The 24,753-nt window shown below is 59.1% G+C and carries 24 protein-coding genes; 18 read left to right on the plus strand and 6 right to left on the minus strand.

What is annotated here, in order from left to right; genetic code table 11:
- The first annotated feature begins 3 nt into the window (after positions 1 to 3).
- Positions 4 to 702 carry a dienelactone hydrolase family protein gene (locus tag AAHK20_RS08385; RefSeq protein WP_449181002.1) on the plus strand — a complete coding sequence of 233 codons (699 nt, stop codon included), beginning with the start codon at positions 4 to 6 and terminating at the stop codon, positions 700 to 702.
- Between the two features lie 765 nt (positions 703 to 1,467).
- On the opposite strand, the gene AAHK20_RS08390 is transcribed toward AAHK20_RS08385, so the two are convergent.
- On the minus strand, positions 1,468 to 2,157 hold the full coding sequence (locus AAHK20_RS08390; protein WP_449181003.1) for a hypothetical protein: 690 nt from the start codon (positions 2,155 to 2,157) through the stop codon (positions 1,468 to 1,470).
- A 170-nt stretch (positions 2,158 to 2,327) separates the two neighbouring features.
- On the minus strand, positions 2,328 to 3,314 hold the full coding sequence (locus AAHK20_RS08395) for a hypothetical protein (RefSeq protein ID WP_449181004.1): 987 nt from the start codon (positions 3,312 to 3,314) through the stop codon (positions 2,328 to 2,330).
- 244 nt (positions 3,315 to 3,558) lie between these two features.
- On the opposite strand from AAHK20_RS08395, the gene AAHK20_RS08400 reads away from it, so the two are divergent.
- The gene (locus AAHK20_RS08400) at positions 3,559 to 4,206 is read left to right on the plus strand and encodes a hypothetical protein (protein WP_449181005.1); all 648 of its coding nucleotides are present in this window, start codon (positions 3,559 to 3,561) and stop codon (positions 4,204 to 4,206) included.
- 69 nt (positions 4,207 to 4,275) lie between these two features.
- Here the strand turns inward: AAHK20_RS08400 and AAHK20_RS08405 are convergent, their stop codons facing one another.
- On the minus strand, positions 4,276 to 7,374 hold the full coding sequence (locus tag AAHK20_RS08405; protein ID WP_449181006.1) for a TrlF family AAA-like ATPase: 3,099 nt from the start codon (positions 7,372 to 7,374) through the stop codon (positions 4,276 to 4,278).
- A gap of 663 nt (positions 7,375 to 8,037) precedes the next feature.
- Here AAHK20_RS08405 and groES point away from each other — a divergent pair.
- On the plus strand, positions 8,038 to 8,328 hold the full coding sequence (gene groES, locus AAHK20_RS08410) for a co-chaperone GroES (RefSeq protein ID WP_137333599.1): 291 nt from the start codon (positions 8,038 to 8,040) through the stop codon (positions 8,326 to 8,328).
- A gap of 43 nt (positions 8,329 to 8,371) precedes the next feature.
- On the plus strand, positions 8,372 to 10,012 hold the full coding sequence (groL, locus tag AAHK20_RS08415; protein WP_449181007.1) for a chaperonin GroEL: 1,641 nt from the start codon (positions 8,372 to 8,374) through the stop codon (positions 10,010 to 10,012).
- A 130-nt stretch (positions 10,013 to 10,142) separates the two neighbouring features.
- Here groL and AAHK20_RS08420 read toward each other — a convergent pair whose 3' ends face one another.
- Positions 10,143 to 11,006, minus strand: a complete 864-nt coding sequence (locus tag AAHK20_RS08420; RefSeq protein WP_449181008.1) for a hydroxymethylpyrimidine/phosphomethylpyrimidine kinase — start codon at positions 11,004 to 11,006, stop codon at positions 10,143 to 10,145.
- Positions 11,007 to 11,246: 240 nt separating this feature from the next.
- Here AAHK20_RS08420 and AAHK20_RS08425 point away from each other — a divergent pair, with 240 nt between their 5' ends.
- From AAHK20_RS08425 to AAHK20_RS08460, 8 genes are all read left to right on the plus strand, one after another.
- A complete protein-coding gene (locus tag AAHK20_RS08425) occupies positions 11,247 to 11,417 on the plus strand; it encodes a rubredoxin (RefSeq protein WP_025527884.1) in 171 nt (56 codons plus the stop codon).
- A gap of 220 nt (positions 11,418 to 11,637) precedes the next feature.
- Positions 11,638 to 13,023, plus strand: coding sequence for a hypothetical protein (locus tag AAHK20_RS08430; RefSeq protein ID WP_449181338.1), 1,386 nt, complete (start codon positions 11,638 to 11,640; stop codon positions 13,021 to 13,023).
- A 214-nt stretch (positions 13,024 to 13,237) separates the two neighbouring features.
- Positions 13,238 to 13,816, plus strand: a complete 579-nt coding sequence (locus AAHK20_RS08435) for a YqgE/AlgH family protein (protein WP_449181009.1) — start codon at positions 13,238 to 13,240, stop codon at positions 13,814 to 13,816.
- Entirely contained in the window at positions 13,813 to 14,253 is a 441-nt protein-coding gene (gene ruvX, locus AAHK20_RS08440) for a Holliday junction resolvase RuvX (protein ID WP_449181010.1), read from the plus strand. Before AAHK20_RS08435 ends, ruvX begins: the two co-directional genes overlap by 4 nt.
- On the plus strand, positions 14,240 to 14,764 hold the full coding sequence (gene pyrR / locus AAHK20_RS08445; protein ID WP_449181011.1) for a bifunctional pyr operon transcriptional regulator/uracil phosphoribosyltransferase PyrR: 525 nt from the start codon (positions 14,240 to 14,242) through the stop codon (positions 14,762 to 14,764). The genes ruvX and pyrR overlap by 14 nt, the downstream gene beginning before the upstream one ends.
- A gap of 141 nt (positions 14,765 to 14,905) precedes the next feature.
- The gene (locus AAHK20_RS08450) at positions 14,906 to 15,937 is read left to right on the plus strand and encodes an aspartate carbamoyltransferase catalytic subunit (RefSeq protein WP_449181012.1); all 1,032 of its coding nucleotides are present in this window, start codon (positions 14,906 to 14,908) and stop codon (positions 15,935 to 15,937) included.
- A 54-nt stretch (positions 15,938 to 15,991) separates the two neighbouring features.
- Positions 15,992 to 17,269 carry a dihydroorotase gene (locus AAHK20_RS08455; RefSeq protein WP_449181013.1) on the plus strand — a complete coding sequence of 426 codons (1,278 nt, stop codon included), beginning with the start codon at positions 15,992 to 15,994 and terminating at the stop codon, positions 17,267 to 17,269.
- Positions 17,270 to 17,289: 20 nt separating this feature from the next.
- Positions 17,290 to 18,126 carry a lysophospholipid acyltransferase family protein gene (locus AAHK20_RS08460; protein ID WP_449181014.1) on the plus strand — a complete coding sequence of 279 codons (837 nt, stop codon included), beginning with the start codon at positions 17,290 to 17,292 and terminating at the stop codon, positions 18,124 to 18,126.
- An 83-nt stretch (positions 18,127 to 18,209) separates the two neighbouring features.
- Here the strand turns inward: AAHK20_RS08460 and cysC are convergent, their stop codons facing one another.
- Together cysC and AAHK20_RS08470 are read right to left on the minus strand one after the other, a co-directional pair.
- The gene (gene cysC / locus AAHK20_RS08465; RefSeq protein WP_449181015.1) at positions 18,210 to 18,821 is read right to left on the minus strand and encodes an adenylyl-sulfate kinase; all 612 of its coding nucleotides are present in this window, start codon (positions 18,819 to 18,821) and stop codon (positions 18,210 to 18,212) included.
- Positions 18,822 to 19,098: 277 nt separating this feature from the next.
- Positions 19,099 to 19,944: a symmetrical bis(5'-nucleosyl)-tetraphosphatase gene (locus AAHK20_RS08470; RefSeq protein ID WP_449181016.1), complete on the minus strand. Its 846-nt coding sequence runs from the start codon at positions 19,942 to 19,944 to the stop codon at positions 19,099 to 19,101.
- On the opposite strand from AAHK20_RS08470, the gene AAHK20_RS08475 reads away from it, so the two are divergent.
- The 6 genes from AAHK20_RS08475 to AAHK20_RS08500 all read left to right on the plus strand — a co-directional run bounded on the left by AAHK20_RS08475 (position 19,943) and on the right by AAHK20_RS08500 (position 24,738).
- On the plus strand, positions 19,943 to 20,188 hold the full coding sequence (locus tag AAHK20_RS08475) for a hypothetical protein (RefSeq protein WP_449181017.1): 246 nt from the start codon (positions 19,943 to 19,945) through the stop codon (positions 20,186 to 20,188). The two genes, AAHK20_RS08470 and AAHK20_RS08475, sit on opposite strands and share 2 nt — an antisense overlap.
- 108 nt (positions 20,189 to 20,296) lie before the next feature.
- A complete protein-coding gene (gene rfbB / locus AAHK20_RS08480) occupies positions 20,297 to 21,358 on the plus strand; it encodes a dTDP-glucose 4,6-dehydratase (RefSeq protein WP_449181018.1) in 1,062 nt (353 codons plus the stop codon).
- A gap of 9 nt (positions 21,359 to 21,367) precedes the next feature.
- On the plus strand, positions 21,368 to 22,261 hold the full coding sequence (gene rfbA, locus AAHK20_RS08485; RefSeq protein ID WP_449181019.1) for a glucose-1-phosphate thymidylyltransferase RfbA: 894 nt from the start codon (positions 21,368 to 21,370) through the stop codon (positions 22,259 to 22,261).
- On the plus strand, positions 22,246 to 22,797 hold the full coding sequence (gene rfbC / locus AAHK20_RS08490) for a dTDP-4-dehydrorhamnose 3,5-epimerase (protein WP_449181020.1): 552 nt from the start codon (positions 22,246 to 22,248) through the stop codon (positions 22,795 to 22,797). The genes rfbA and rfbC overlap by 16 nt, the downstream gene beginning before the upstream one ends.
- Before the next feature lie 7 nt (positions 22,798 to 22,804).
- On the plus strand, positions 22,805 to 23,707 hold the full coding sequence (rfbD, locus tag AAHK20_RS08495) for a dTDP-4-dehydrorhamnose reductase (protein WP_449181021.1): 903 nt from the start codon (positions 22,805 to 22,807) through the stop codon (positions 23,705 to 23,707).
- A gap of 248 nt (positions 23,708 to 23,955) precedes the next feature.
- Positions 23,956 to 24,738, plus strand: a complete 783-nt coding sequence (locus AAHK20_RS08500; protein WP_449181022.1) for an ABC transporter permease — start codon at positions 23,956 to 23,958, stop codon at positions 24,736 to 24,738.
- The last annotated feature ends 15 nt before the right edge of the window (positions 24,739 to 24,753 follow it).

The following is a 24,753-nucleotide window of genomic DNA, read 5'->3' on the forward strand; positions in this document are numbered from 1 at the left end:
GATATGACGGAGATCTCGATCCCGACTCCGCATCACCCGCTCAAAAGCTATCTGGCCACGCCGCAAGGCGAAGGGCCTTGGCCTGGCGTCATTGTGCTTCATGATATTTTCGGCCTGACCGACGTGACGCGTAACCATGCCGATTGGCTGGCCAAGGAAGGATATCTCGCGGTGGCGCCGGACCTGTTCTCCTGGGGCAGCCGCTTCCGTTGCATCCGTGCCCTGATGATGGATCTGTCTACGCGCAAGGGAGCGGCGTTCGACGACGTCGAAGCTGTGCGGCAGTGGTTGGAACGCCGCCAGGATTGCACTGGCAAGACCGGAGTTATCGGCTTTTGCGTGACCGGCAAGTTTGCGATCCTTCTTGCGGCCGGCCACGGCTTTTCAGCAAGCGCCCCGAACTACGGCCCGCTTCCGAACGACATCGATGCGATCATGGGCGGCGCCTGTCCGGTGGTCGCGAGCTACGGTGGCCGCGACTGGACGCTGAAGGGCGCGGCGGCGCGGCTGAAAGGCGCACTCGAGCGGAACAGGATCGAGCATGACGTCAAGGAATACTCGGACGCAGGGCATTCCTTCCTGGACAATTACACAGGCCTGATCGGGGTGCTCGGCGTCGTCATAGGGGCGAGTTACAAGGACCGGGCCGCCGCTGACGCGCGAGACCGCATTCGAACGTTCTTCGCTCGCCATCTCGCTTAGTACTACGTTGCGTGTTGCTGGAGATAACTGGAGAAGAGTGACTCTCCATCACTTAAGCATTCGTTGCCGGACCGCTGATCAGACCGTGCCTCTGGTTTGTTGCGTAGCGGAACGAGCGTGCCCGCGATCCCGACCTCAAAAACATCGAGAGACAGAGGCGGGAGGCAAACCATTTGCGCCGCCTGCGAACGTAGGCTCGGCGTTGGATTCACTTGTCTTGCTGCCCTGACTACATCCTTTCGATCTTCCCCTAAATATTTGCGCGCGGTCTGCGGGATTTCCCTAGGCTCGACGCGGGGCTCGCGCGGCCGTCTAGAGGCGCACAGAGTTCGTCATATCCACTCCGTTGCCGAAGGATCCAGTCGTTGCTGCATTTCAGTGATAAGGCATTGTTTCTTTGAGGGAATTTGCGGATCGAAAGGGCGCTGTTAGGGGGTGGCGAGTTCAAACTTGAGTGAGCAAAGTTCAAAGTTAAGTGAATCTCGACAATAGCTAACTGTCGAGATGTCTTTAAGTTTGAACTTAGCATGACGCTACCATGGGGTTTTTGGCGTGAGTCGCTCAGCCAAGCTTGAATTGCTGATTCGCTTAACTTTGAACTATCTTGAGTTTGGTGCGTTTAAGTTTGAACTTTCGGTGTGCGCCGACTAGTACGTCGCCCATCGCCACGCTCAAAGGGTTATTAGCTGGTGGTGGGACGCTGTGGCGGATTGCGTGTTTGCCCTGGAACCGGGAAAGCGCATTCCCCCGGGTCGTGGGACTCGCCTATTTTGATTCAACAGGGGCGTACACCCAATATCGCTTTTTGAACCTGTTCCACACATCTTCGATCTTTTCACCCAGCAAGTTGTAATCTTTAAACTCGCCAGCCATTTCAGGGCTGAACCAACGCTGAAATACAGCGCGGCATATTTCGCCGACGTCTGAGCTATCGATGCCCGCCTGAAGACGGGCAACTATGTCGTGAGCTTCGGTATCGTACTCGTCAAAATTTTCTCCAAAATTTATGCAAATAGGGTCGATTTCAAACAGTATTCGCGATACTTCAGAAAACAGTACGCCGTATCCATAAAAAAGATCGTTTCCAAAGTTCGGCAGCTCTCGGTGCTCGACAACGACAGCGACAGACGCGTCCGGTGTTGTCGCAAACCTGTCGATCAACATTTTCTTGTATCGGCGTGCTTCCTCTTCCGTAAAACCCTTGGACTGACTTGTACTTGAATCATAGTCGTCGTGATGATCGAGACAAAGCGGGACAAGGTTTTCGCTTCTGTTGTCGTCTCGCTTTCTATTTATATGTGCTATTTGCACTTTCTTTTGTGTCTCGTCACCTTTGAGAAAAAAGCACAAACAGCAGCGGCGACGCGTCGATACCAATAGATCCGCAACCGTGTCGTCAGGGATGGTTTTACGTGGCTGTGTGTCCTTACTATCTTTACTATTAGCGTTCGGCATTTAATGTTCAATTCTCTGAGAACCTGCTTTGCCTCACGGCATGAACCTCTAATTCTAGCTGATGTATCGGGCAACAGCAGCACGTCTCCTGCTGCGTTCTCGGAGCTGGCTTAAAAGGACGTTGCTAGAAGTCGGTTGGCCCTTCTGAAGGGAGCGAGTCAAAGCCTAACCTATATTTTCAAAGCTTTCGCAGTGTTCTGGAGGCTGTTCGACTGAATTTCGATTCTGCTAGCTGCACCACTTTGCAGAGTGGAGTCGATTTGTGAAAAGACAAAGATTGAAAAGAACGAGATGCTCGCGGCATATAACCCCAGAAGTGCTAAGCGCCGCCAAGGCCGCATGGTGTCTTGCCAATATGCAATGATCTGGGTAAAGGTGGCCGCTTCTTGGTCCGTTTCGAACAAGTGGTGCAGCCCTTCTACCTCTTGTGAAAGCTCCAGGTCACGCCTCTTCGGCAGGCGCTCTGATATCTCTACAGGTGCTTTCGACCATTCAATAACTAGGTCGCAAGCCGACGCCTCTGATCGTTCAAGCTCAGTTGATTCGGGATTTCGAATACGCAGTCGATCTACCCACGGACGCTGTCCTTCATAGCCATATGTCGGTCCGAACTCCTCTAACCCGCTACTTTGACTTCGCGGGCATCTCCAAATCTTAATTTTCTGTGCCTTGGAAAATTCATGGAATGCCAACTCGATATGCGCGCATGCATAAGCACCGAAGCCCGCAAATGCCGGTGTCCCGTACCCGGACATAATTCCGGCTATCGTCTGATCGCCGATTTTGGTCAGATCGAGGTGCTCTATGCGTGGCTTCCACTCGCGCTTAATCCACCAACGTCTCAGTTCGTCTTCGACTAGCGCGCGTAGCCAACGGCGCCCATGCTGGCCAAGAATGTCTGAACGAGGAGCGATCGCTTGCTTCAAGAGAGCGGGGCACGACAACTCAAACCAAGCCACCGCGGCCAGATAACCCAGACCAGCCATCAGCAGCCACACGAATGGCGTGCCTTTCGAGTTGCTATTGTGCAGCATGGGAGCTGCCTGAAAAACGGAACTGATCAGGCCCGCTGCGGCGGCAAAGCGAACGCCGGTTGTCGTTTTGAGTCGGGCCAGTGATGTCCAGCCAGTGACTCTGCGTAGCCAGTAATAGTGCACTTGCTGGCGCGTCGATCGACGTGCGTGTGGGTTGAATCTATATATTTCGCCGTCAGGAAACTCGCCAAAGAATCAAGCCAGCGGGTTAAGTTCTGCGAATCTTTCAATGCGCCTTTGACGTCGATACTCGCGCTGTTGTCGGAGAACTTCGCGCATCCGATCTTCAGTGAAGAACCTCTCTTGTACCGTCGTTTTTTCTTGATCGACTTTTTGTTCCATATCCAAGTGAGCGCCATGATGGGAAATGACTGCGACGACTTGCTGTTTTGCGTATAACCATGGTGGACGGCTTTTGCACAGCGGAATCATTTTACTTTGCTGCGCGGACGTTTCCTCGAGTGCCTATGTCGGCGAAATCGAACATGGAGCATCAACCATCGCCATAGCGCAGAGAGCGAGCCCCGCTTGTATCGACGACTCACGTACTCAGGTCATGGAAGATGTTCGGATTGGTCAACAGTGGCTTTCGCTACCGGTCTTTATCCGAAAGGCAGCTTCGCGGCTCGAATTCGCAAGTTTATTCACGTGCGAGCGCCTTGGGCGAAAATGGGTGCGTGAATTCCCTGCGATCCCCATGCCTCCCATCGGTGCCTCCCTTGGTGGCGACGTACCGCTTCCTGCGCTCTCCATCTCTGGTTCAGAGCCGAATGGCGAAACTCCGACAAATGCCTTAGCCGAGATATCACGAGTGCTCGCCAATCGTCAATTCTCCCCGCCAACTCAAGATGCAATATTGACCTTGGCTTCCTTAGCCGATTTTCAACAATATGGTCATTGGGAGACCATTCAGCTTCCGGAGCTTACCTTCGGCTTCATCTGGAGTGCCGAATATGATTCCTCTGGAGGAATTTCGAATCCTAGAGCCGTGCGCGTCGATGAACAACCCCTTTAAGAACGGTGAACACCGGTTCGTAAGCAGCGGAATTGGCAGCGCTAGCGGCGGCCCTCGTCGTTCAGTCTATCAGGTGACAATGTGGTACTTAGTCCGGCGATTATTGAAGGCAGGCATCGTCCCTTCAAGCACATTCACCACATGCCCATTGATCGCGGGATTCTCGATCGCTCCGGCTACATAGGATATGGCGGAACCCTTCTTGCGATCAAAGCTGGACCAGATAACTTGCTCTGCATCGCAGACGACGGCGAGATTTGGGTTGTGCGTGACCATGATTATTTGCCGCCGCTTCTTGGCCTCGGTGAGGACGGGTACGAGCAGACTTACCACTGTCTCGTTGTCGAGATTCTCCTCGGGCTGGTCGAGAATGATCGGGTTGCGTCCCTTATCGACCAAGAGATAAAAAATCAACAGTAGGGCACCGCGCTGCCCAGGTGAAAGCTGTTCAATCTGCGTGTCCTGAAATAACAATGAGTAGCGCGGTTCCAGGAACGAGAGTCCGAAGAGAAGGTCGTAGACGTCCGTCGCAGTTTTGTCTTTCCGTAACAGTGACGCGACGCCAATGGCTGACTTGCTCCCAGCAGCGGCCGCCGCGACTTTCGTATTCAGTTCGGAGACAAAGCCTTGGATATCGACACGCTTGTTGAAATCGTATTTGTCCGTCAGAGCACGAACGACCGCGTAGCCTTCATCGGCTCCCCGGAACTCGCCGGTGTTTTGCTTGATAAGGTCAAACAGTGCGGCGGCGATCACATCGGCCGATCCGCCGAGCGTGGCCTGAAATTGAAGCTTGTATTCCTCGCGAATCAGGTTATTGCCATGAATCAGATCTTGGACAGGTTTGAACAGGTCTTCACGAGCCCTCCGTTGCGCGTCAAGAACGTCAAAAATTTCGCCAGTTAGTTTGTGTCGCAATGCGCGGTGTTCGTCGAGGCGTGCAGGTAGCTCGTCAAGTTGCTTGATGCGTGCTTGTAGACCAAGTAGCGAGTCGGGAGCATCAGGTGCTCCGGTCAGCGCAGTAAGCTTCGCGTTCCAGGTTTCAAGGGCTTGGAGGTTTTGCTGATAAGCCAATTGAGGCGCATTCAGCTTTGCGTTTAGAGCAGTCTGATCAGTCGCCAGCTTGCCCCTTTGTTCTACGGTTGCGTCGGTATCGGTCTTGAGCTTTGTCAGTTCATCTGGAATCGAACGCTCGATTTCCTCCAACGCTTGCGTGTTCACCGTGAAGGTGACCAGTTGTTCCGGCGCCAAACCGAGGACGCCGAGATCCTTGGTGGTATCGTCGACGAATTGCTTGTGAGCACGCTGCAGGACACGGAGTCGTTCGCGAACGTTTTGGATGGCCTTGAGTTTTCCGGCCAGCGCTAGCTCGCGACCGCTGTTCGCTGCAGCGGCCTCTTCGAGCGCTTTGACCTTGACGGCAATGGACTCGAGCTGCGTCGCTGCGTCTTGCTGTTCGGACGTCAGTTCGGCTGCCGGCTTCGCCAGAGCGGTCGGCTTGATCTTGTTGAGCTCTTCGATCTGACGAGTCTTGACAAGGAGGGCTTCTTGTAACGCACTCTTAACGTCTGGCTGAAGCTGCTCTTCGAAGGCGCTGATCTCCTGGTTGATCCGGTGGAGGTCCTTCCGAAAATCGTTCAACTGGATACGAAAGCCGCTCTCCTGTTGGTCGATCAGTTGATCGAAGTCGAGCGCGCCGAGTCGAATGGCTTCACCGGCGTGAGAGAAAATGACGGCGCGAAGCTCCCTTTCGAACGCATTCGAACTGCCGCTTACGTGGGCGTTGCAGAGTTCTTCGAAGTGGCCTTGCGGGATGTAGCGGACCATTTCCACCTTGTCAGCCGGCGGATCGTCGTTCAGGTTACGGGTTTCTTCCGTCGAGTCTAGCCATGTCAGCTTTCCCACGAAGTTCTTCGCAGGATCACCTGACTTACCACGGAAGCGGTTCTTCTGTAAGAACGAAAAGTGGAGCTTCTGGCGGGAGTTTCCAAGGAGGGCAACCACATCGGCGAGTGCGCTCTTGCCGCTTCCCTTGTTGCCGATGATGGCGACGAGATCGGGGTTGAGCGGCAAGTCGGTGCCGTCGAGCCACGAGCCCGGGGCCGTCAACACCTGCTTTCTGACCGACACTCTATCGATGAAGAACGTCTTGTTCGCCTCGATTTCGAGTTGTTTCGGTGGACGCTGACCAATGAAAGAACGTTTAGCCGGTTCCCAAATGGCCTGTTGGAGGCCCTGAAAGGTCGGGTCAGCTTTTATCCAGGTTATCTTGGTGGATGGAAAGTCGCCATATCCGCGCCTGTCGTTGTCGCCTTTGACGCCAACGAAACAGTGCGCATCACTGCCAGAAACAACGAGGCGGGGAACATTGCCGAGACCTTCTTGGAATTTCTTCAAAAAGGCCTTGTTTTTGTCGGTCTTCTCCCCGACGAAACAGCTACGAAGATGCGGGTCGCGAGACTCGAAGATCGGGGATGACTTAAAGAGCCCGATGAAGTAGGCGTAGTGATCTTGCCATTTGACTTCGGCCAAGCCGTCGCTCGTGTCGTACGGCATGAAGCCAATCGCCAATCCGTCCTCCACTTGTTCAATTGCATCGCGGTAGCTCTCCACAGTAATTTCTGCCATCGCAGCTCCCGCGTAGAACGCGTTGGCCTCGTCTGCCATTTCGATCTTCTTGAAGGCGTGGACCTTCAGAATATCTTCTGACAAGTTGCGGGCCAGCGAGACTAGTGCGTCGTTCGAGAGAGGGCGGTCGATGATGGCGACACGAAGAGCAGCCTTGAAATCGTGAAGCATCTGATCCGGGATTTCATCTGAAAACAGGACGTGGGCGTTGAGGCGTCCGTTTGGTGTCTTCATCGGCGCCATGAGGCGCAGTTCGATCCCCGGAAAGACCTTCTTGTGAAGCTGCGGCGCCCCGGCCTCCTTAAGTCGACGCTTTAACGCGAACCAGCCGTCAAAGGTCCAGTAGTCCATCAACGCAAAGACCGCCGGCTCCGCCGCATTCATGGCGACGATCATCTCGTCGACGAGCGACCGATTGTTCGCGGAGTTTGGATCGGCGTCAAATTTGGCTCCTTGCCAGTGAAAGGATGCCGGCGTGTGAACATGCAGGTCCCATTGCCGCCATTCTGAGCCGCGCTCTAATCGATTCGGTGATGCCATTGTCTGCCCCCCTCAACCAGCTCTTTCGTTCTTGGTAGCTGACTGCGCGTTCGCTCATGAGCGCATGGGAACGCGGAGATCTCCACATGCCATGCGGGATCGACGTGCCGCAGATGGGATCCCGTCGAGCAGCATGGTAGTGCCTTCAGGTGAATTTGTCTGAGGGGATAATTTCTACGACATAGATCCTGCAGTCTGAAAAGCTGATCACGGAGGGCGATTAGGATGGCAGCGCCGGCCGCGTCATGTTTTCGAGTTCCGCGAGCGTGACCGAGGAGTGTGATCTGCCCCGGGGGTTTACCCGAGAGTGAACGTTGGCCACCAAGATTTGCGGGGCGGCGCTTCCAGAAAGGACTCGATGTCGTACTCCACGTGCGGCAGTGCACGACAGGGCTCCATATCCTAAGTCATTGTTTTTATGAGGAAGTTTTCATGTCGGGGCATCCCGATGCGAGTGGCGGGTTCAAGATTAAGTGAACAAAGTTCAAAGTTAAGTGAATCTCGACAATAGTTAACGGCGCCGCGTCTCCCGCCTTGAATTTGTCAAAACCCATCCATATAATTAGCACTCGCTGCACGTGAGTGCTAACAAGATCTCCGCTTGGCATTCTGCCCGGCGGGCTTACTCAGCGTTCTTCAGTCTCAATCAAGAGAGGAGTGTGTATGAACCTTCGTCCTTTGCACGATCGCGTCATCGTGAAGCGTTTGGATCAAGAAACCAAGACCGCATCGGGCATCGTGATCCCTGACGCAGCTGCCGAAAAGCCGGATCAAGGCGAAGTGCTCGCCGTCGGCCCGGGCAAGCGCGATGACAAGGGCGCGCAAATCGCCCTCGACGTGAAGGTTGGCGATCGCGTCCTGTTCGGCAAGTACGCTGGCCAGACCGTCAAGGTCGACGGCAACGAACTGCTCGTGATGCGCGAAGAAGACATCATGGCAGTTGTCCAGAAGTAACTTGCCTCGGTTCGTATTCTCAAAGATTTCAAGGAGTTAGAAGATGGCAGCTAAAGACGTCGTATTCGGCGATTCCGCTCGTGCCAAGATGGTCGAGGGTGTGAACATCCTCGCCAACGCTGTGAAGGTCACGCTGGGTCCGAAGGGCCGCAACGTGGTGCTCGAGCGCAGCTTCGGCGGCCCGACCGTCACCAAGGACGGTGTGTCGGTCGCGAAGGAAATCGAGCTGAAAGACAAGCTCCAGAACATGGGCGCGCAAATGGTCAAGGAAGTCGCTTCCAAGACCAGCGACAACGCCGGCGACGGTACGACGACCGCTACGGTCCTCGCACAATCGATCGTTCGCGAAGGCATGAAGTACGTTGCATCGGGCATGAACCCGATGGACCTGAAGCGCGGCATCGACAAGGCCGTCGGCGCAGCGATCGAAGAGCTGCGCAAGATCAGCAAGCCCTGCACGACCAACAAGGAAATCGCACAAGTCGGCGCGATCTCGGCGAACAGCGACACGTCGATCGGCGATCGCATCGCTGAAGCAATGGACAAGGTCGGCAAGGAAGGCGTGATCACGGTCGAAGACGGCAAGTCGCTGTCGGACGAGCTGGACGTCGTCGAAGGCATGCAATTCGACCGCGGCTACCTGTCGCCGTACTTCATCAACAACCCGGAAAAGCAAGTCGCCGTGCTCGAAAACCCGTTCGTGCTGCTGCACGACAAGAAGGTTTCGAACATCCGTGATCTGCTGCCGGTGCTCGAGCAAGTCGCGAAGGCAGGACGCCCGCTGCTGATCATCGCAGAAGACGTCGAAGGCGAAGCGCTGGCTACGCTCGTGGTCAACAACATCCGCGGCATCCTGAAGACCGTTGCGGTCAAGGCTCCGGGCTTCGGCGATCGTCGCAAGGCGATGCTCGAAGACATCGCGATCCTGACGGGCGGCCAAGTGATCGCCGAAGAAACCGGTCTCACGCTCGAGAAGGCAACGCTGGCTGAACTGGGCCAAGCGAAGCGCATCGAAGTGGGCAAGGAAAACACGACGATCATCGACGGCGCTGGCGAAGCGAAGAACATCGAAGCGCGCGTGAAGCAAGTTCGCACGCAAATCGAAGAAGCGACGTCGGACTACGACCGTGAAAAGCTGCAAGAGCGCGTGGCCAAGCTGGCCGGCGGTGTGGCAGTGATCAAGGTCGGCGCTGCGACCGAAGTCGAAATGAAGGAAAAGAAGGCACGTGTCGAAGACGCACTGCACGCCACGCGCGCAGCCGTTGAGGAAGGCATCGTGGCAGGCGGCGGCGTTGCGCTGATCCGCGCTCGCTCGGCAGTCGTCGGCCTGAAGGGCGCGAACGCCGACCAAGACGCCGGCATCAAGATCGTGCTGCGCGCGATGGAAGAGCCGCTGCGTCAGATCGTGATCAACGGTGGCGAAGAAGCCAGCGTTGTGGTGGCGGCAGTTGCAGCAGGCAAGGGCAACTTCGGCTACAACGCAGCCACTGGCCAATACGTCGACCTGGTCGAAGACGGCGTCGTGGACCCGACGAAGGTCACGCGCACCGCGCTGCAAAACGCGGCATCGGTGGCAGGCCTGCTGCTGACGACCGACGCAGCCGTTACCGAACTGCCGAAGGAAGATGCTCCGATGCCTGGCGGTATGCCCGGCGGCATGGGCGGCATGGGCATGGACATGTAAATTCAGCGGGGTCGCTCTAAGCGGCCTTGTTGGAAATACATGGAGGGGGCGCGTCGCGAGGCGCGCCCCTCAAAGAAAAACCCGCAGCGATGCGGGTTTTTTTACGTCTGTACGTTAAGCGCGCGTTCGCTCAATGCCGAGCTTCGCCCGGCGGCGCATCAGGCTCGCTGGCAGGTGGCGTTTCCTCATCCTCGTCGTTGCGCGCCCAGAAGAAACGGTCTGGCAGATACGCGCCCATGCCCGGGCGGAACGCGTTGCGCGCCGCCTGATACAGATATTCCTGCGCTTCGCGTGCCGCTTCAGCCGGCTCCTGGCCATTCGCGAGCAATGCCGCGATCGCGGCTCCGAGCGTGTCGGTGATGCCCATGATGCGATGGGCCGGGCGATCCCACATATCCTGGCGCAATTGGCCGTCTTCGGAGAAAAGCGTGTTGACGAGCCGGTGCGTGCCGGTCTCGGTCGACAAGATGTATTCGGCGCCTTGCGACAGAAGGTGAGAGATCGCCGCGTCGAGCGTCGGCGTATCGGCATCGCCGTCCGGTTGAGCGAGCGCGAGCAGCGTGGCGTGATCGGCGACGAGCAGCGTGGTTTGCGGCGCGAGCAAATCGGCGATCGATTCGCGCAGCTCGTCGGCTGCGAGCACGTGCTCATCGTCGAGCGTGAAATCGGGAGCGAGGATCAGCGGGATGTCGTCATAGTCGGCGACGACTTCGGCGATCGCGCTCACCACCTCGGCGCGCGTCGCGGCCCCGATCTTGAACGCGGCGATCGGCATGTCTTCCAGAAGCATCCGCGCTTGCGTCGCGACCGTATCGGGATCGAGGCCAGTGACTTCGTCGCAGCTCGCCGAATCGCGCACTGTGTAGCCGGTGAGCACGGTGACGCCGTGGCAGCCCATGCTCGCCAGCGTCAGCAGGTCGGCTTGCAGACCGGAACCGCCGGTCGGGTCGGACAGGCCAAAGGTAAGGACGATCGGAAGGGACTCGCTGGACATGAACGGTGTGGAAGAAGGGTAGATCTCGCTATGGACCTGCGGTGTTAAGCGGACACATAGCGTGCGGGTGGCTCAATTATGCGGCTTTATTTGCGCGCTGCGCCGTTTTTTCCGTATTTGATCCTGGTCGCCTGAGTTGAACGCGTCAGGCCCGTTAGGGGCTGGATTGCTAGCGAGCCGGGCGGCAAAACGGTACCATCATGGCTCTTTGATCAACGGATTTTTCGACGCGGCATAAGAATGGAATATAGAAGCTGGATGTGCCTGATTTGCGGCTGGATTTACGACGAAGAAGCCGGCTTGCCCGAAGAAGGCATTGCCCCGGGCACGCGCTGGGAAGACGTTCCGATCAACTGGACGTGTCCTGAGTGCGGTGCGCGCAAGGAAGACTTCGAGATGGTTCAGATCTGATCGGTTCGGCGCTAGCCGTGGCTGGGCGTGTACGTGATGCGCGTCCGCCGTCAAGCGCTGATCCTTTCGCATTGTCGCCGCAGCTGTTCGTTTCACCATCGAGGCGGTCTGCTGGGGAGTCGATTCCGCAGGCCGTATCCGTCAAACCGCGTCGCCGCACGGCACGCCAGCTTGTCCGCGCCACGAAGGCACGGTTCGAGAGTGGTCGTATCGCATGCCTATGACACAGGGTTTCGCTGTTCCCGCGAGTTTCGAAGCGCTGCCGAATCCGCGCGGCGCGGCGGTGCGCGCGGCCGAGACGGCGCTGATCGACGCGCAACGCGGATTCAGCGCGCACACGGACATCACCCCTCCGCTGATCCACGCTGCCGCGGCGCTGCGCCAGGCCGGCTGGCACGCGGCTCAGCGCTTTGCCGACACGCTTGTGCTCGCGTCGCCGTTTGCCAGCGGCGACTTTGCGCGGCGCTTCGGCATCGCGCTCTACGACTTCCAGGCGGCAATCGAGCGGCGCAATCTGCGCGAACTCGCGTGTTCCGCGACCCTGTTTGATCACTATCGCGAGCTCAGTGCGCGCCTCGCGCAGCATACGCACGCGTTCGAAGTCGCTTACGAAGACCTCGCGCTCGCGTATCGGCCGATCCCGCCGGCAACGTTGCGCGCGGTGCCCGCGCACCGGCTTGCGCTCTTGCGGGCGAGCTACGAAGGCGCGCTGCTCTTTGTCTTGCGCGGCCATTCGGCGGCGCAAAGTGCGCTCGACGAAATCGACGCGTGCATGGCCGAGCTCGCGGGCCCCGATCCCTACGACGTCTGGCGTTTGGCCGCCGGCTGTTCGAAAGCGTTGCGCGCGAGCGGCCGGGCCGTGTCGGGCGCCGCCGACGCCAAGCGCTTCTACGCGCGTTGCAATCTGCTGCTCGCCGACCAGGCGCGCGGCATCGCGATGGCGCCGCGTTCGTTTGTGCGCGCGTCGCTCGCGATCCTGTGGCGCGACTACGCGCTCTATGGCGCCGCCGCGGAAGACGCCGACCAGGTCGCGCTGCTCAACGACTACGGCTTGACCGTCGACTGGCACGTCGCCGGCACGCAGGCTTCGGAGGCGCTGTGGGAGGCCGGCGCGGCTGCGGCGGAACAGCAGGCGACTGGCCATGTGTCGCTCACCCGTGAACTGGGCGTATTGAGCGTCAACGCCAATGCGTATGAGGATTTCCTGCAGACCGCGGATGCGTCGATCGATGTGTTGTCGAAACACGCGAGCGCTGCGAAAGCCGATGCCGGCGGCGCGCTCCTGGCCAGCGATGCGGCGTACCGGCTCGGCGCCGCCGCGTGCGCGCTCGGGCTCGGTCATGTGGCGCTGCTTTCCGACGCGCTGGGCCTCGCGTGGCGCCGCCGCGCGCACGCGGGCGCCGCAGTGCCCGAAGTGCATTCGCGCGCGGTGATAGACGCGCCCGACGGCGCGTCGCTCTCACGGGCAACCGAGGCGTTGCGCGCGATGCTGCTGCGCGTGGCCGCCGGCGTCACGCCGCCCGATTCACAGCAGGCGCTTGCGGCGCTGACGCAGGCGATCGAGCGCGGCCGCGAGGGGCCTTCCGCTTCCCACGCGGCACCGTAGCGCGCCCGCCGCTCCAAACCTTTCCCACGCTTTCTCGCCGTGGTTCACCGCGACGTCATTGCGCCGTGTGCAAGCCGCTTCGGACCGGCCGTGGGCAAAGCGTAAGCGCGTGATAGAGTGCAGCATGGTCCTCGGGCCGTGAAACCAGGCAAAAGCCGTCTGGCGCACGGTCTTGACGGCCATTCCGCCTCGTCTTTGCTATAAAATTCGAACCATGCCCAAGAGTACCGATCGCATCAATTTGACCAATCAGTTCCTGATCGCCATGCCCAACATGGCGGATCCCACGTTTTCAGGGACTGTGGTCTACCTTTGCGATCACAGCGAGAAAGGCGCGCTCGGCCTTGTCATCAACCGGCCGACCGACATCGACCTGGAATCGCTCTTCAATCGCATCGATCTCAAGCTCGAGATCGAGCCTCTCCTGCATGTCCCTGTTTACTTCGGCGGTCCGGTGCAAACCGAGCGTGGCTTCGTGCTGCACGAGCCCGTCGAGGGCAGCTCGTACACGTCGTCGATGCTGGTGACCGGCGGGCTCGAGATGACCACGTCGAAGGACGTGCTCGAAGCCGTCGCGAGCGGCAAGGGTCCTGAACGCTTTCTGCTGACGCTCGGCCATGCAGGCTGGGGCGCTGGCCAGCTCGAAGAGGAAATCTCGAAGAACGGCTGGCTCACCGTCGAGGCAGACCCCAAAATCGTTTTCGACGTGCCCGCCGAAGACCGCCTGGAGGCTGCGCTCGCGCTGCTGGGCGTGACGCTGTCGATGCTATCCGGCGAAGCAGGTCACGCATGAACAAAGTGGTCGGGCGTGAGGCGACGCTGCTTGCGTTCGACTATGGTGAAAAGCGCATTGGCGTCGCCATCGGCAATTCCCTCACGCGCCATGCGCGCGCGCTCGTCGTTCTGCAAAATCGAAATCGCGAATACCGCTTCGAAGCTGTCGGCAAGCTGATCGGCGAGTGGAAGCCGGATGCGCTCGTAGTCGGCCTGCCATGCCATCCGGACGGCACTCCGCACGAAATGACGCAGCTCGCGAAGCGCTTCGGCAATCAGTTGAACGGCCGTTTCAATCTGCCTGTGACTTGGGTCGACGAACGCTATTCGTCGGTCGAGGCTGAGGCCGATATCCGCCAGGGCGCTGCGCGCGCCGACATGCTCGATGCCGAAGCGGCTCGCATCATCCTTCAACAATATCTGGACGGACTTTCCGACGATCATGAGCTTCATTGATGCGGAGGCGCTTTATCGCGCGTTGCTCGAGCAGATCCGCGCGGCCTATCCCGCGTCGCCGGGCGCTTCGTTTGGCGCGGCGGATGGCCCCGTGCTCGCCGGCATCTACAGCGGCGGGGCGTGGCTCGTCGAGCGGCTCGCGAAAGATCTGGGCGCGGCCGAATTCGGCGTCGTCAACATCGCGCTGCATCGCGATGACTACGCGAAGAAGGGCCTGCATATCCAGGCAAGCCCGACGTCGCTGCCGTTCGACGTGAACGATCGCCGCATCGTCCTTGTCGACGACGTGCTGTACACGGGGCGCACCGTACGCGCGGCCTTGAACGAGCTGTACGACTACGGACGTCCCGCCGCCGTGGAGCTCGCGGTGCTCGCCGATCGCGGCGGACGCGAGATGCCGGTGGCGGCGCGCTTCGTCGGCGGCGTGGTCGAGGTGGGTGCCGATGCGACGCTCGTCCTCGCACGCGGCGACGACGGACACCTTACGTTTCACACCGAAGCACGCGCTTAAGTGACGCGGCAACGCAATTCCTCATGCAGCAAGTAGCGGGACGGGCGCCGTGCAGCGTCTTTCTGCGGTCTGCGTCGACTTACCCGGTTGGTGCAGACAGCTTGCGAATCACGTCAAGCACACGTTTGAATCAGGCACATCATGAACACCGTCACCCAGGGCTTGGCCGATAACACTGGCGAAGCCGCCCAAGGCGAGCGCTTTCGCCACGGCTTTCTAAAGGGCAACCCTCAGCTCACGAAAAACGGCGAGCTCAAGCACCTGCTGTCGATCGAGGGCTTGCCGCGCTCAATCGTCACGCACATCCTCGATACCGCCGAACAGTTCGTCAGCGTGACGGACCGCGAAATCAAGAAAGTGCCGCTGTTGCGCGGCAAATCGGTGTTCAACCTGTTCTTCGAGAACTCGACGCGCACGCGCACGACGTTCGAGATCGCCGCGACACGCCTCTCGGCGGACGTGCTCAACTTGAACATCAACGCCTCGTCGACGAGCAAAGGCGAGTCGCTGCTCGACACGATCAACAACCTCTCGGCGATGCACGCCGACATGTTCGTCGTGCGTCACGCATCGAGCGGCGCGCCGTATCTGATCGCCGAGCATTGCGCGCCGCACGTGCACGTGATCAACGCCGGCGACGGGCGCCACGCGCATCCGACTCAGGGCCTGCTCGACATGTACACGATCCGCCACTACAAGCGCGATTTCACGAACCTGCGCGTGGCGATCGTCGGCGATATCCTGCATTCGCGCGTCGCGCGCTCCGACATCCACGCGCTGACCACGCTCGGCGTGCCCGAAGTGCGCGCGGTCGGCCCGCGTACGCTGCTGCCGGGCGGTCTCGAGCAGATGGGCGTGCGTGTCTTTCACAACCTCGACGAAGGGCTGAAAGACGTCGACGTGATCATCATGCTGCGCTTGCAGAACGAACGGATGAGCGGGGCGCTGTTGCCGTCGGCGCAGGAGTATTTCAAGAGCTGGGGGCTGACGCCGGAGCGCCTCGCGCTCGCGAAGCCCGATGCAATTGTCATGCACCCGGGCCCGATGAACCGCGGCGTCGAAATCGATTCGCAAGTCGCTGACGGTCCGCAATCGGTGATTCTGAATCAGGTGACCTTCGGTATCGCCGTGCGCATGGCCGTGATGGGCATTGTCGCGGGTAACAACGGCTGAAGCGGCCGCACCTAACAGCACTGAAGCGAAAGCAACGCAGAAAAAAGGCAGCGCATGAAGATCCATATCCAAGGCGGCACGCTGATCGATCCGGCGTCCGGCACCGAAAAACAGGCGGACGTATTCATTGCCGCGGGCAAGATCGTCTCGATCGGCGCGGCGCCGGCCGACTTCAACGCGGCGAAGACGGTCGACGCGAAGGGCTGCTATGTGGCCCCGGGTTTCGTCGATTTGTCCGCACGTCTGCGCGAGCCCGGTTACGAGCACAAAGCGACGCTTGTCTCCGAAATGGCCGCCGCGCTTGCAGGCGGCGTGACGAGCCTCGTCTGCCCGCCGGATACCGACCCGGTGCTCGACGAGCCCGGCCTCGTCGAAATGCTGAAGTTCCGTGCGCGCAATCTGAATCAGGCGCACGTGTACCCGCTTGGCGCGCTGACGGTCGGGCTCAAGGGGCAGGTCATCACCGAGATGGTCGCGCTGACCGAGTCGGGCTGCATCGGTTTTTCGCAGGCGGACAATCCGATCGTCGATACGCAGGTGATGCTGCGCGCGCTGCAATATGCAAGCACCTACGGCTATACCGTGTGGTTGCGTCCGCTGGACGCGTATCTCGCGAAGGGCGGCGTGGCGGCGAGCGGCGCGTTGGCGTCGCGGCTCGGTTTGTCGGGCGTGCCGGTGTCGGCTGAAACGATCGCACTCCATACGATTTTCGAATTGATGCGTGTCACGGGTGCGCGCGTGCATCTGTCGCATCTGTCGTCGGCGGCGGGCATCGCGCTCGTACGCGAAGCGAAGGCCGAAGGGTTGTCCGTGACGTGCGACGTCGCCGTGAATCATATTCACTTGATTGACGTCGACATCGGCTACTTCGATGCGCAATTCCGGCTCGATCCGCCATTGCGCGGTCAGCGCGACCGCGATGCAATTCGCGCGGGCCTCGTCGACGGCACCATCGATGCGATCTGCTCGGACCATACCCCGGTCGACGACGACGAGAAGCTGCTGCCATTCGGCGAAGCGACGCCGGGCGCGACAGGCCTGGAACTGCTGCTGTCGCTGACCGTGAAGTGGGCAAGCGAAGCGGGCGTTCCAATCGCAAAGGCATTGAGCCGGATCACCAACGCGCCCGCCGACGTGCTGAAACTGCCTGCCGGACGTATCGCCGCAGGTGGGGTGGCCGACCTGTGCGTCTTCGATCTTGGCGCGCACTGGCGCGTCGAGCCGCGCGCGCTGAAGAGCCAAGGCCATAACACGCCGTTTCTCGGCTACGAACTGCCGGCACGCGTGCGAGCGACGATCGTCTCCGGACACGTCGCGTTCGAACAGCGCTGACGCATACACGGAATCTCACGATGAATATCGCGCTTCGCAAGCTTCGGCTCGTCACGCATCTGCTGCACGGTATGTGGATCGTCGCCACGCGGTTTCCGCGCGCGAGCGACGAGCAGAAGCTCGAAATGAATCGCAAGTGGTCGCTGAAGATGCTGCGTCTCGCGGGCATGCGCCTCGTTGTGCACAACGACGATGCGCGGCTTGATCACGGCGTGCTCGTAGTCGGCAATCACGTGTCGTGGATCGATATTTACGTGATCAACGCATGGCGGCCGACACCGTTCGTCTCGAAGGCCGAGATCCGCAACTGGCCCGTGGTGGGGTGGCTCGCGCACCAGCTCGGCACGGTCTTCATCCAGCGCGAAAAGCGCAGCGACGCGAAGCGGATCATGCACGAGCTCGCGGACAGGCTGAGCGCGGGTGAGCTGATGTGCGTGTTTCCGGAGGGCACTACGTCCGATGGGCTCGCATTACTGCCGTTTCACGCGAATATGTTTCAGGCGGCGGTGTCGGCGGGGTGTCCGGTGCAGCCGATTTGCCTGATGTACGAGGACGCGCACGGGCGTCAATCGACGGCGCCTGCGTATATCGATGACTTGTCGCTTGCCGACTCGCTGAACGCGTTGTTGCGCGGTGGACCGTTGACGGCGCATCTGTATGTGGGCGCGCCGATCATGGCTGGACCGGATAGGCGTTCGCTGGCTGCGCTGGCGCAGGAATCGGTGGGCGGTGCGCTTGCCGAAATGCAAGCGACGGTCGGACGGCCATTTGCGGATGGGGCGCGCATCGCAAATGCGCCTGCTGAGCGGCCAACGGATGTTGATGGAACCGACGAGGCGGTCAGTTCACGGCATTGAATTGAGGGCGCGACGCCCTCGTGGCAGTTCGGCAAGTAAGCGGGATGTTCGTGGATTGTCCGACGCTCGGACGCGGCTCCGTATTAGCGTTGCGCCCATGCGAAGCGAATATTCCCGCGGACGAATGCTTCGAGCTTGGCGACCGAGGTTGCGATGGCTTCGCCCGCGGTGTCGATTGCCAGATTCGGTGACGGCGGAACTTCGTATGCCGACGAAATTCCGGTGAATTCGGGGATTTCCCCCCGACGTGCGCGAGCATAGAGGCCCTTCGGATCGCGCGCCTCGCAGCACGCAAGACTGCTGCTGATATGAACTTCAAAGAAGCGATCCCCGATGATGTCGCGCGCCAGCTTGCGGTGGACGATCAAGGGGGAGATCAGCGAACAGATCACGAGGAAGCCTTCGGCCTTGAATAGCGCGGCGACTTCGGCCGTGCGCCGGACGTTTTCGAGGCGATCGTTGTAGCTGAAACCGAGGTCAGCGTTCAGGCTCGTTCGAAGCGCGTCGCCATCCAAGACGACCGTCATGCAGCGTTCAGTCTGCAGCCGTTCTTTCAAACCGTTCGCGATCGTGGATTTGCCTGCGCCCGACATGCCAGTGAGCCAAATCACGCCGCCATGATCGCGCGGTAGGACTGCGACATTGGCGCGGGGGTCGAGGGTGCTCCAGTCGCTTGTTGCGGCGCTGGTCTGCAACTCGGACGGCGACAGTGCGGTAGTTCCCAAGACTATTCTCCAGCTCGGCTTCCTTAAGATAAGCTTAAGGACCGTGACATATGGGGCTAATTGTATTTGGAGTCTTAAGCAAAACTGTAAAACTCGTTACAAGCTTTATTACGGAATATTGGCGGACGTCAGATTGATGCCATGCGAGTGTCAGGAAGGGTTGGCGAGACGTCAGATCATTCCGAACAGCGGTGCGTGTTTCGAGAAAAGAAGCAGATTTTTCCTGCCGATCTTCAATCGAAGGGTATCAATTGCCGGAAGCCTTGCATTCCGCGCAATCGACTTGTGCGACTGTGCGCTCAGCGGGATCGGCTGCGAGACGAACCGCCGACAGACGGTTGCCCCAAACACAACCCGAATCAAGCCCGATCAAGTTGTCTCGCAGCATCAGACCGAGCGCTGCCCAATGTCCGAACACGACGGTGACATTTTCAGTTTGGCGTTGCGGCGTGTCGAACCACGGCAAGTACCCTTCGGGCGCCGAGTTCGGCCCGCCGTTTGCAGCGAACTCCATTGCGCCGTCCGCCGTGCAGAAGCGGATTCGCGTGAACGCGTTGAATGCAACGCGCATGCGGTCCGCGCGCTTCAAATCGGGGCTCCAGCGGCGCGGCTCGTTTCCATAAAGGTCTTTGAGCGTCTCGATCCATGTCGGGGCGCGCAGCGCACGCTGCAGTTCATCGGCCAGCTCGAGCGTCAGCGTCACATCCCACTGCGGCAGAACGCCCGCATGCACCATGAGCATTCCGTGCTCGAAATGGGCGAATGGACGCTTGCGGACCCACTCGATCAACTCCTCGGCGTCGGGGGCCGCAAGGATGTCGTCGAGCGTATCGCTGTTCTTGGTGCGACGAATGCCGGCGGAAGCTGCGAGAAGGTGTAGGTCATGGTTGCCAAGAACGGCGACCGCGCGTTCCCCGAACTCGACGACATCTCGCAGTGTCGCGAGAGACTCCGGGCCGCGGTTAACCAGATCACCGGCGAACCAGAGCGGAGTGTTGTCGCTGGGAGACAGTCGCTTTAGCAAGCGTTGAAACGGAGGGCGGCAGCCTTGGAGATCGCCGAAAGCGAAGGGCGGAGGAGTCTGTTCGATCATGGTGGGTGGGGCGAGAACAACCGGTGGCAAGCTGCGGCGCGGCCGGTTCGGCTTGCAATTTGGTATTCATTCTGCATTTGGGCAAGCGATTTTGCCTAAAGATGCAAAAAAAAGAAAAGACTTCCTTGATGCCCTAAATAAGCCGGCAAGCTTTGTCAAGCTGTTTCGAGTTGTTAGAGGTCTAGTTTTTGCCCCCGGCGGCTTTATAATTGCAGTCTCTGAAAATCTGCGCGCCCAGCGGTAGCCGGCCGGATAAAATTACCGGTTTCGCGGAGACCTGAAGATATTTACCGCTTTTTGCGATCGGCTTACAGACATTTTGCCGCCGGCCGCGACCTCATAAGGGAACCCCATGATCCTGGTAACGGGCGGCGCCGGTTTTATCGGCGCCAATTTTGTGCTTGATTGGCTGAGCGCTTCCGATGAAGCGGTCCTGAACATCGACAAGCTTACGTACGCGGGCAATCTGGGTACGCTCAAGTCGTTGCAAGGCAACGCGAGGCACATCTTTGCACGAGCCGATATCTGCGATCGAGCGGCGCTCGACGCACTTTTCGCAGAGCACAAGCCACGTGCAGTACTGCATTTTGCCGCCGAGAGCCATGTTGATCGTTCGATCCATGGCCCGGCGGATTTTGTGCAGACCAACGTGGTCGGCACGTTCACGCTGCTCGAAGCCGCGCGCAACTACTGGAACGACCTGGGTGCTGCCGAGAAGGCCGCTTTCCGTTTCCTGCACGTCTCGACTGACGAAGTATTCGGCTCGCTCTCGGCGACGGATCCGCAGTTCTCCGAGACCACCCCATACGCACCCAACAGTCCGTACTCGGCCACCAAAGCCGGCTCTGACCATCTGGTGCGCGCATATCACCATACGTACGGCCTGCCGACGCTGACGACCAACTGCTCGAATAACTACGGTCCGTACCAGTTCCCTGAAAAGCTGATTCCGCTGATGATTGCCAATGCGCTGGCGGGCAAACCGCTGCCGGTCTATGGCGACGGCCAGAATGTGCGCGATTGGCTCTATGTGGGCGACCACTGCAGCGCGATTCGCGAAGTGCTGGCGCGCGGCAAGCCGGGCGAGACGTACAACGTCGGCGGGTGGAACGAAAAGAAGAATCTCGAAGTCGTGCACACGTTGTGCGACTTGCTGGACGAAGCGCGCCCGAAGACAGTGGGCTCCTACCGCGACCAGATCACATACGTGACGGACCGCCCGGGGCACGATCGCCGCTACGCGATCGATGCGCGCAAGCTCGAACGCGAGCTTGGCTGGAAGCCGGCGGAAACGTTCGAAACGGGCCTCGCAAAAACGGTCCGCTGGTATCTCGAGAACCAGGAGTGGGCGGACGAAGTGGCTTCCGGCGAATACCGGAAGTGGGTTGAGACCAACTATGCGCAGCGCGCGTGAGGTATAGCCATGGCGCGTAAAGGCATTATCTTGGCGGGCGGATCGGGTACGCGGCTGTATCCGATCACTCACGTCGTATCGAAACAGCTGCTCCCGGTGTACGACAAGCCGATGATTTATTACCCGCTGTCCACGTTGATGGTAGCGGGCATTCGCGATGTGCTGATCATTTCGACACCGCAGGATACGCCGCGCTTCGAGACTATGCTCGGCGACGGCAGTCAGTGGGGCATGAACATACAGTATGCGGTCCAGCCGTCACCGGACGGACTTGCGCAAGCGTTCATCATCGGTAAGGACTTCGTCGGTAACGATCCATCCGCGTTGATTCTTGGCGACAACATCTTCTATGGGCACGATCTCGCAAAGCAGCTCGAGCGGGCGAATGCGAACGAAACCGGCGCGACGGTGTTCGCCTATCACGTGCACGATCCCGAGCGTTACGGTGTGGTGGAGTTCGACAAGGGGTTCCGCGCACTGTCGATTGAGGAGAAGCCGGCGAAGCCGCGCTCGAACTACGCGGTGACGGGGCTCTACTTCTACGACAACCAGGTGTGCGACATCGCCGCTGACATCAAACCTTCCGCGCGCGGCGAGCTTGAGATTACGGACGTAAACTCGCGCTACTTGGACGCAGGTGCCCTCGATGTCGAGATCATGGGCCGTGGTTATGCATGGCTCGATACTGGTACGCACGATTCGTTGATCGAGGCAGCGACGTTCATTGCGACGTTACAGAAGCGGCAGGGGCTAGTGGTAGCGTGTCCCGAGGAAATCGCGTTCCGCCGGCAGTGGATCGATGAGGATCAGTTGCGCAAGCTCGCAGCACCTCTCGCAAAGAACGCCTACGGCAAGTACCTTCAAAACATTCTCACGGATCAAGTCGCATGGCCATCCAGGTAACCGCTACCGCTCTTCCGGAAGTCAAGATCATTGAGCCAAAGGTGTTCGGCGATGCGCGTGGCTTCTTCTTCGAAAGCTTCAACGGACGCGAGTTTGCAGAGCAGGTCGACGCGAGTGCCGTGTTCGTACAGGACAATCATTCGCGCTCGGCAAAGGGCGTGCTACGCGGGCTGCACTACCAGATCAATCACGCGCAGGGCAAGCTAGTGCGCGTGGTGGAAGGGGAAGTGTTCGACGTCGCCGTCGATGTGCGCAAGAGTTCGGCGAATTTCGGCAAGTGGGTTGGTGTGCGCCTTTCGGCCGAGAACAAACGGCAACTGTGGGTTCCTGCCGGTTTCGCGCATGGCTTCGTTGTGCTGAGCGACTCTGCCGACTTTCTGTATAAGACGACGGACTATTGGTACCCGGAGTTCGAGCGCAGCATCGTATGGAATGATTCCGAGATCGGCATCGAATGGCCGATCGAAGGCGAGCCGCTCGTGGCGGCTAAGGACGCTGCAGGCAAGCGGCTGAGCGAAGCTGAGGTTTTTGCCTGAGGTCCAGATGAGCAAACAAGCGACGATTCTCGTTACCGGTGTCAATGGGCAGGTCGGCTTCGAACTGGCCCGCACCCTACAAGGGCTGGGCCGCGTGGTTGCGCTAGATCGCGCGGCGCTCGATCTGTCGGATCTCATTCGCGTCCGTGATGTGGTACGGGATCTGAAACCGTCGGTCATCGTTAACCCGGCGGCTTATACTTCCGTCGACAAGGCCGAGACGGATGTCGACGCAGCGATGCGCATCAATGCCGAAGCCCCGGGCGTCCTCGCGGAAGAGGCGCGGAAGAGCGGGGCGGTGTTGATTCACTATTCGACTGATTACGTGTTCGACGGTACGAAGACTGAGCCGTACGTTGAGGAAGATGCCACCAATCCACAAAACGTCTACGGCCGTAGCAAGCTCGCCGGTGAACAGGCAATTGCTGGCGCGGGATGTGCGCATTTGATCTTGCGCACCAGTTGGGTGTACGGTCGCCGTGGCAAGAACTTTCTGCTCACGATGCTGAAGCTGGGGGCAGAACGTCCGGAGCTGCGAGTCGTTGCCGATCAGGTCGGCGCGCCGACGTGGAGTTCGACGATCGCTACGCTGACGGCGCATTTAGTGGCGCAGGGCACAGCGGCAAGCAAGCGTGACGCCACGTGGTGGCAAGAAAAGGCAGGGGTGTACCACCTGACCGCGTCTGGTGCGACATCCTGGGCCGGGTTTGCTGAAGCGATTTTTGATGAGGCGTTGCTTGTATCGAAGCCGAAGGTCACCGCAATTCCCGCGTCAGAATACCCTGTACCGGCCAAGCGTCCGTCGAACTCCCGCATGTCTTGCGACAAGCTCGCCGAGGTGTTTGGATTGCGTGCGCCGGACTGGCTTGATTCATTGAGGTTATGCATCGGCGATGGCAACGATAAGTGACAAATCGATCGACACTCTTGATCTGGCGTCGATCTGACTTCCTTGTACATGTCACATCGGCGTTTCGCTGCTTGTTCCTGCGTTCCAGCCTCGTTAAACAATGTAGTGCAATTGGGCACTTGGTGACGGGTTCTAGCAGGGGCTTGGCTGAAGGCGAATTGTGTGAATATGTGCGCTCTTTGTCCGGCTGTGGGACAGCGGCGAGTTGAGAGATACCCCCTTCTACTTATTCTCCAGATCTGCTTACGATGTTCAACTTGATTTTTAAGGACCTGAGCACCAGCCTCGCGTCCTGGCGCCTTTGGACGCTGCTAGGCTGGCTGGAAGTTCGTCAACGCTATGCGCGCTCTCGATTCGGCCCATTTTGGCTGACGATCAGCATGGGCGTCATGATCGCTTCCATTGGGCTCGTATATGGCACATTGTTCGGTCAGAAGATGAGCGACTATCTTCCGTATCTGAGTATCAGCCTAGTCATGTGGACGCTTTTTGCTCAAACCGTCAACGAAGGGAGCGGTGCGTACATCGCCAGTTCTGCGTATATTCGCCAGGCAGCGACGCCAAAGCTCATTTATGTACTGCAGGTTGTCTGGCGCAACGTTGTGATCCTGCTTCACAATATTGTGATTATCGTTGTCTTGTTCGCGCTGTTCGGTGTCCGGAATTGGGCCGATCTGCCTTTGTTCGTCCCGGCGTTGATAATTTATTTGCTCAATGTGACGTGGATTGCCATGGTGGTAGGCCTGCTTTCCGCACGTTTTCGCGATTTGCCTCAAATTGTGGCTGCGCTTACCCAAGTTGCTTTCTACGTCACCCCGATTATTTATCGACCTGACTCGCTGCGACGGTTTTCGTGGATCGTCAGCTTCAACCCGATTGCGTATTTGATTGAATTGGTGCGTGGTCCGTTGATTGGGCAAGCCCCCTCTGCCTTGACATGGGCTCTGACTATCGGGATGGCCGTTGTGGGTTGGAGCGGCGCACTGCTATTGACAGGCCGCTATCTGAAACGCATTCCTTTTTGGGTTTGATAGGGCTATTCCATT

The organism is Trinickia camelliae (genome assembly GCF_053525655.1).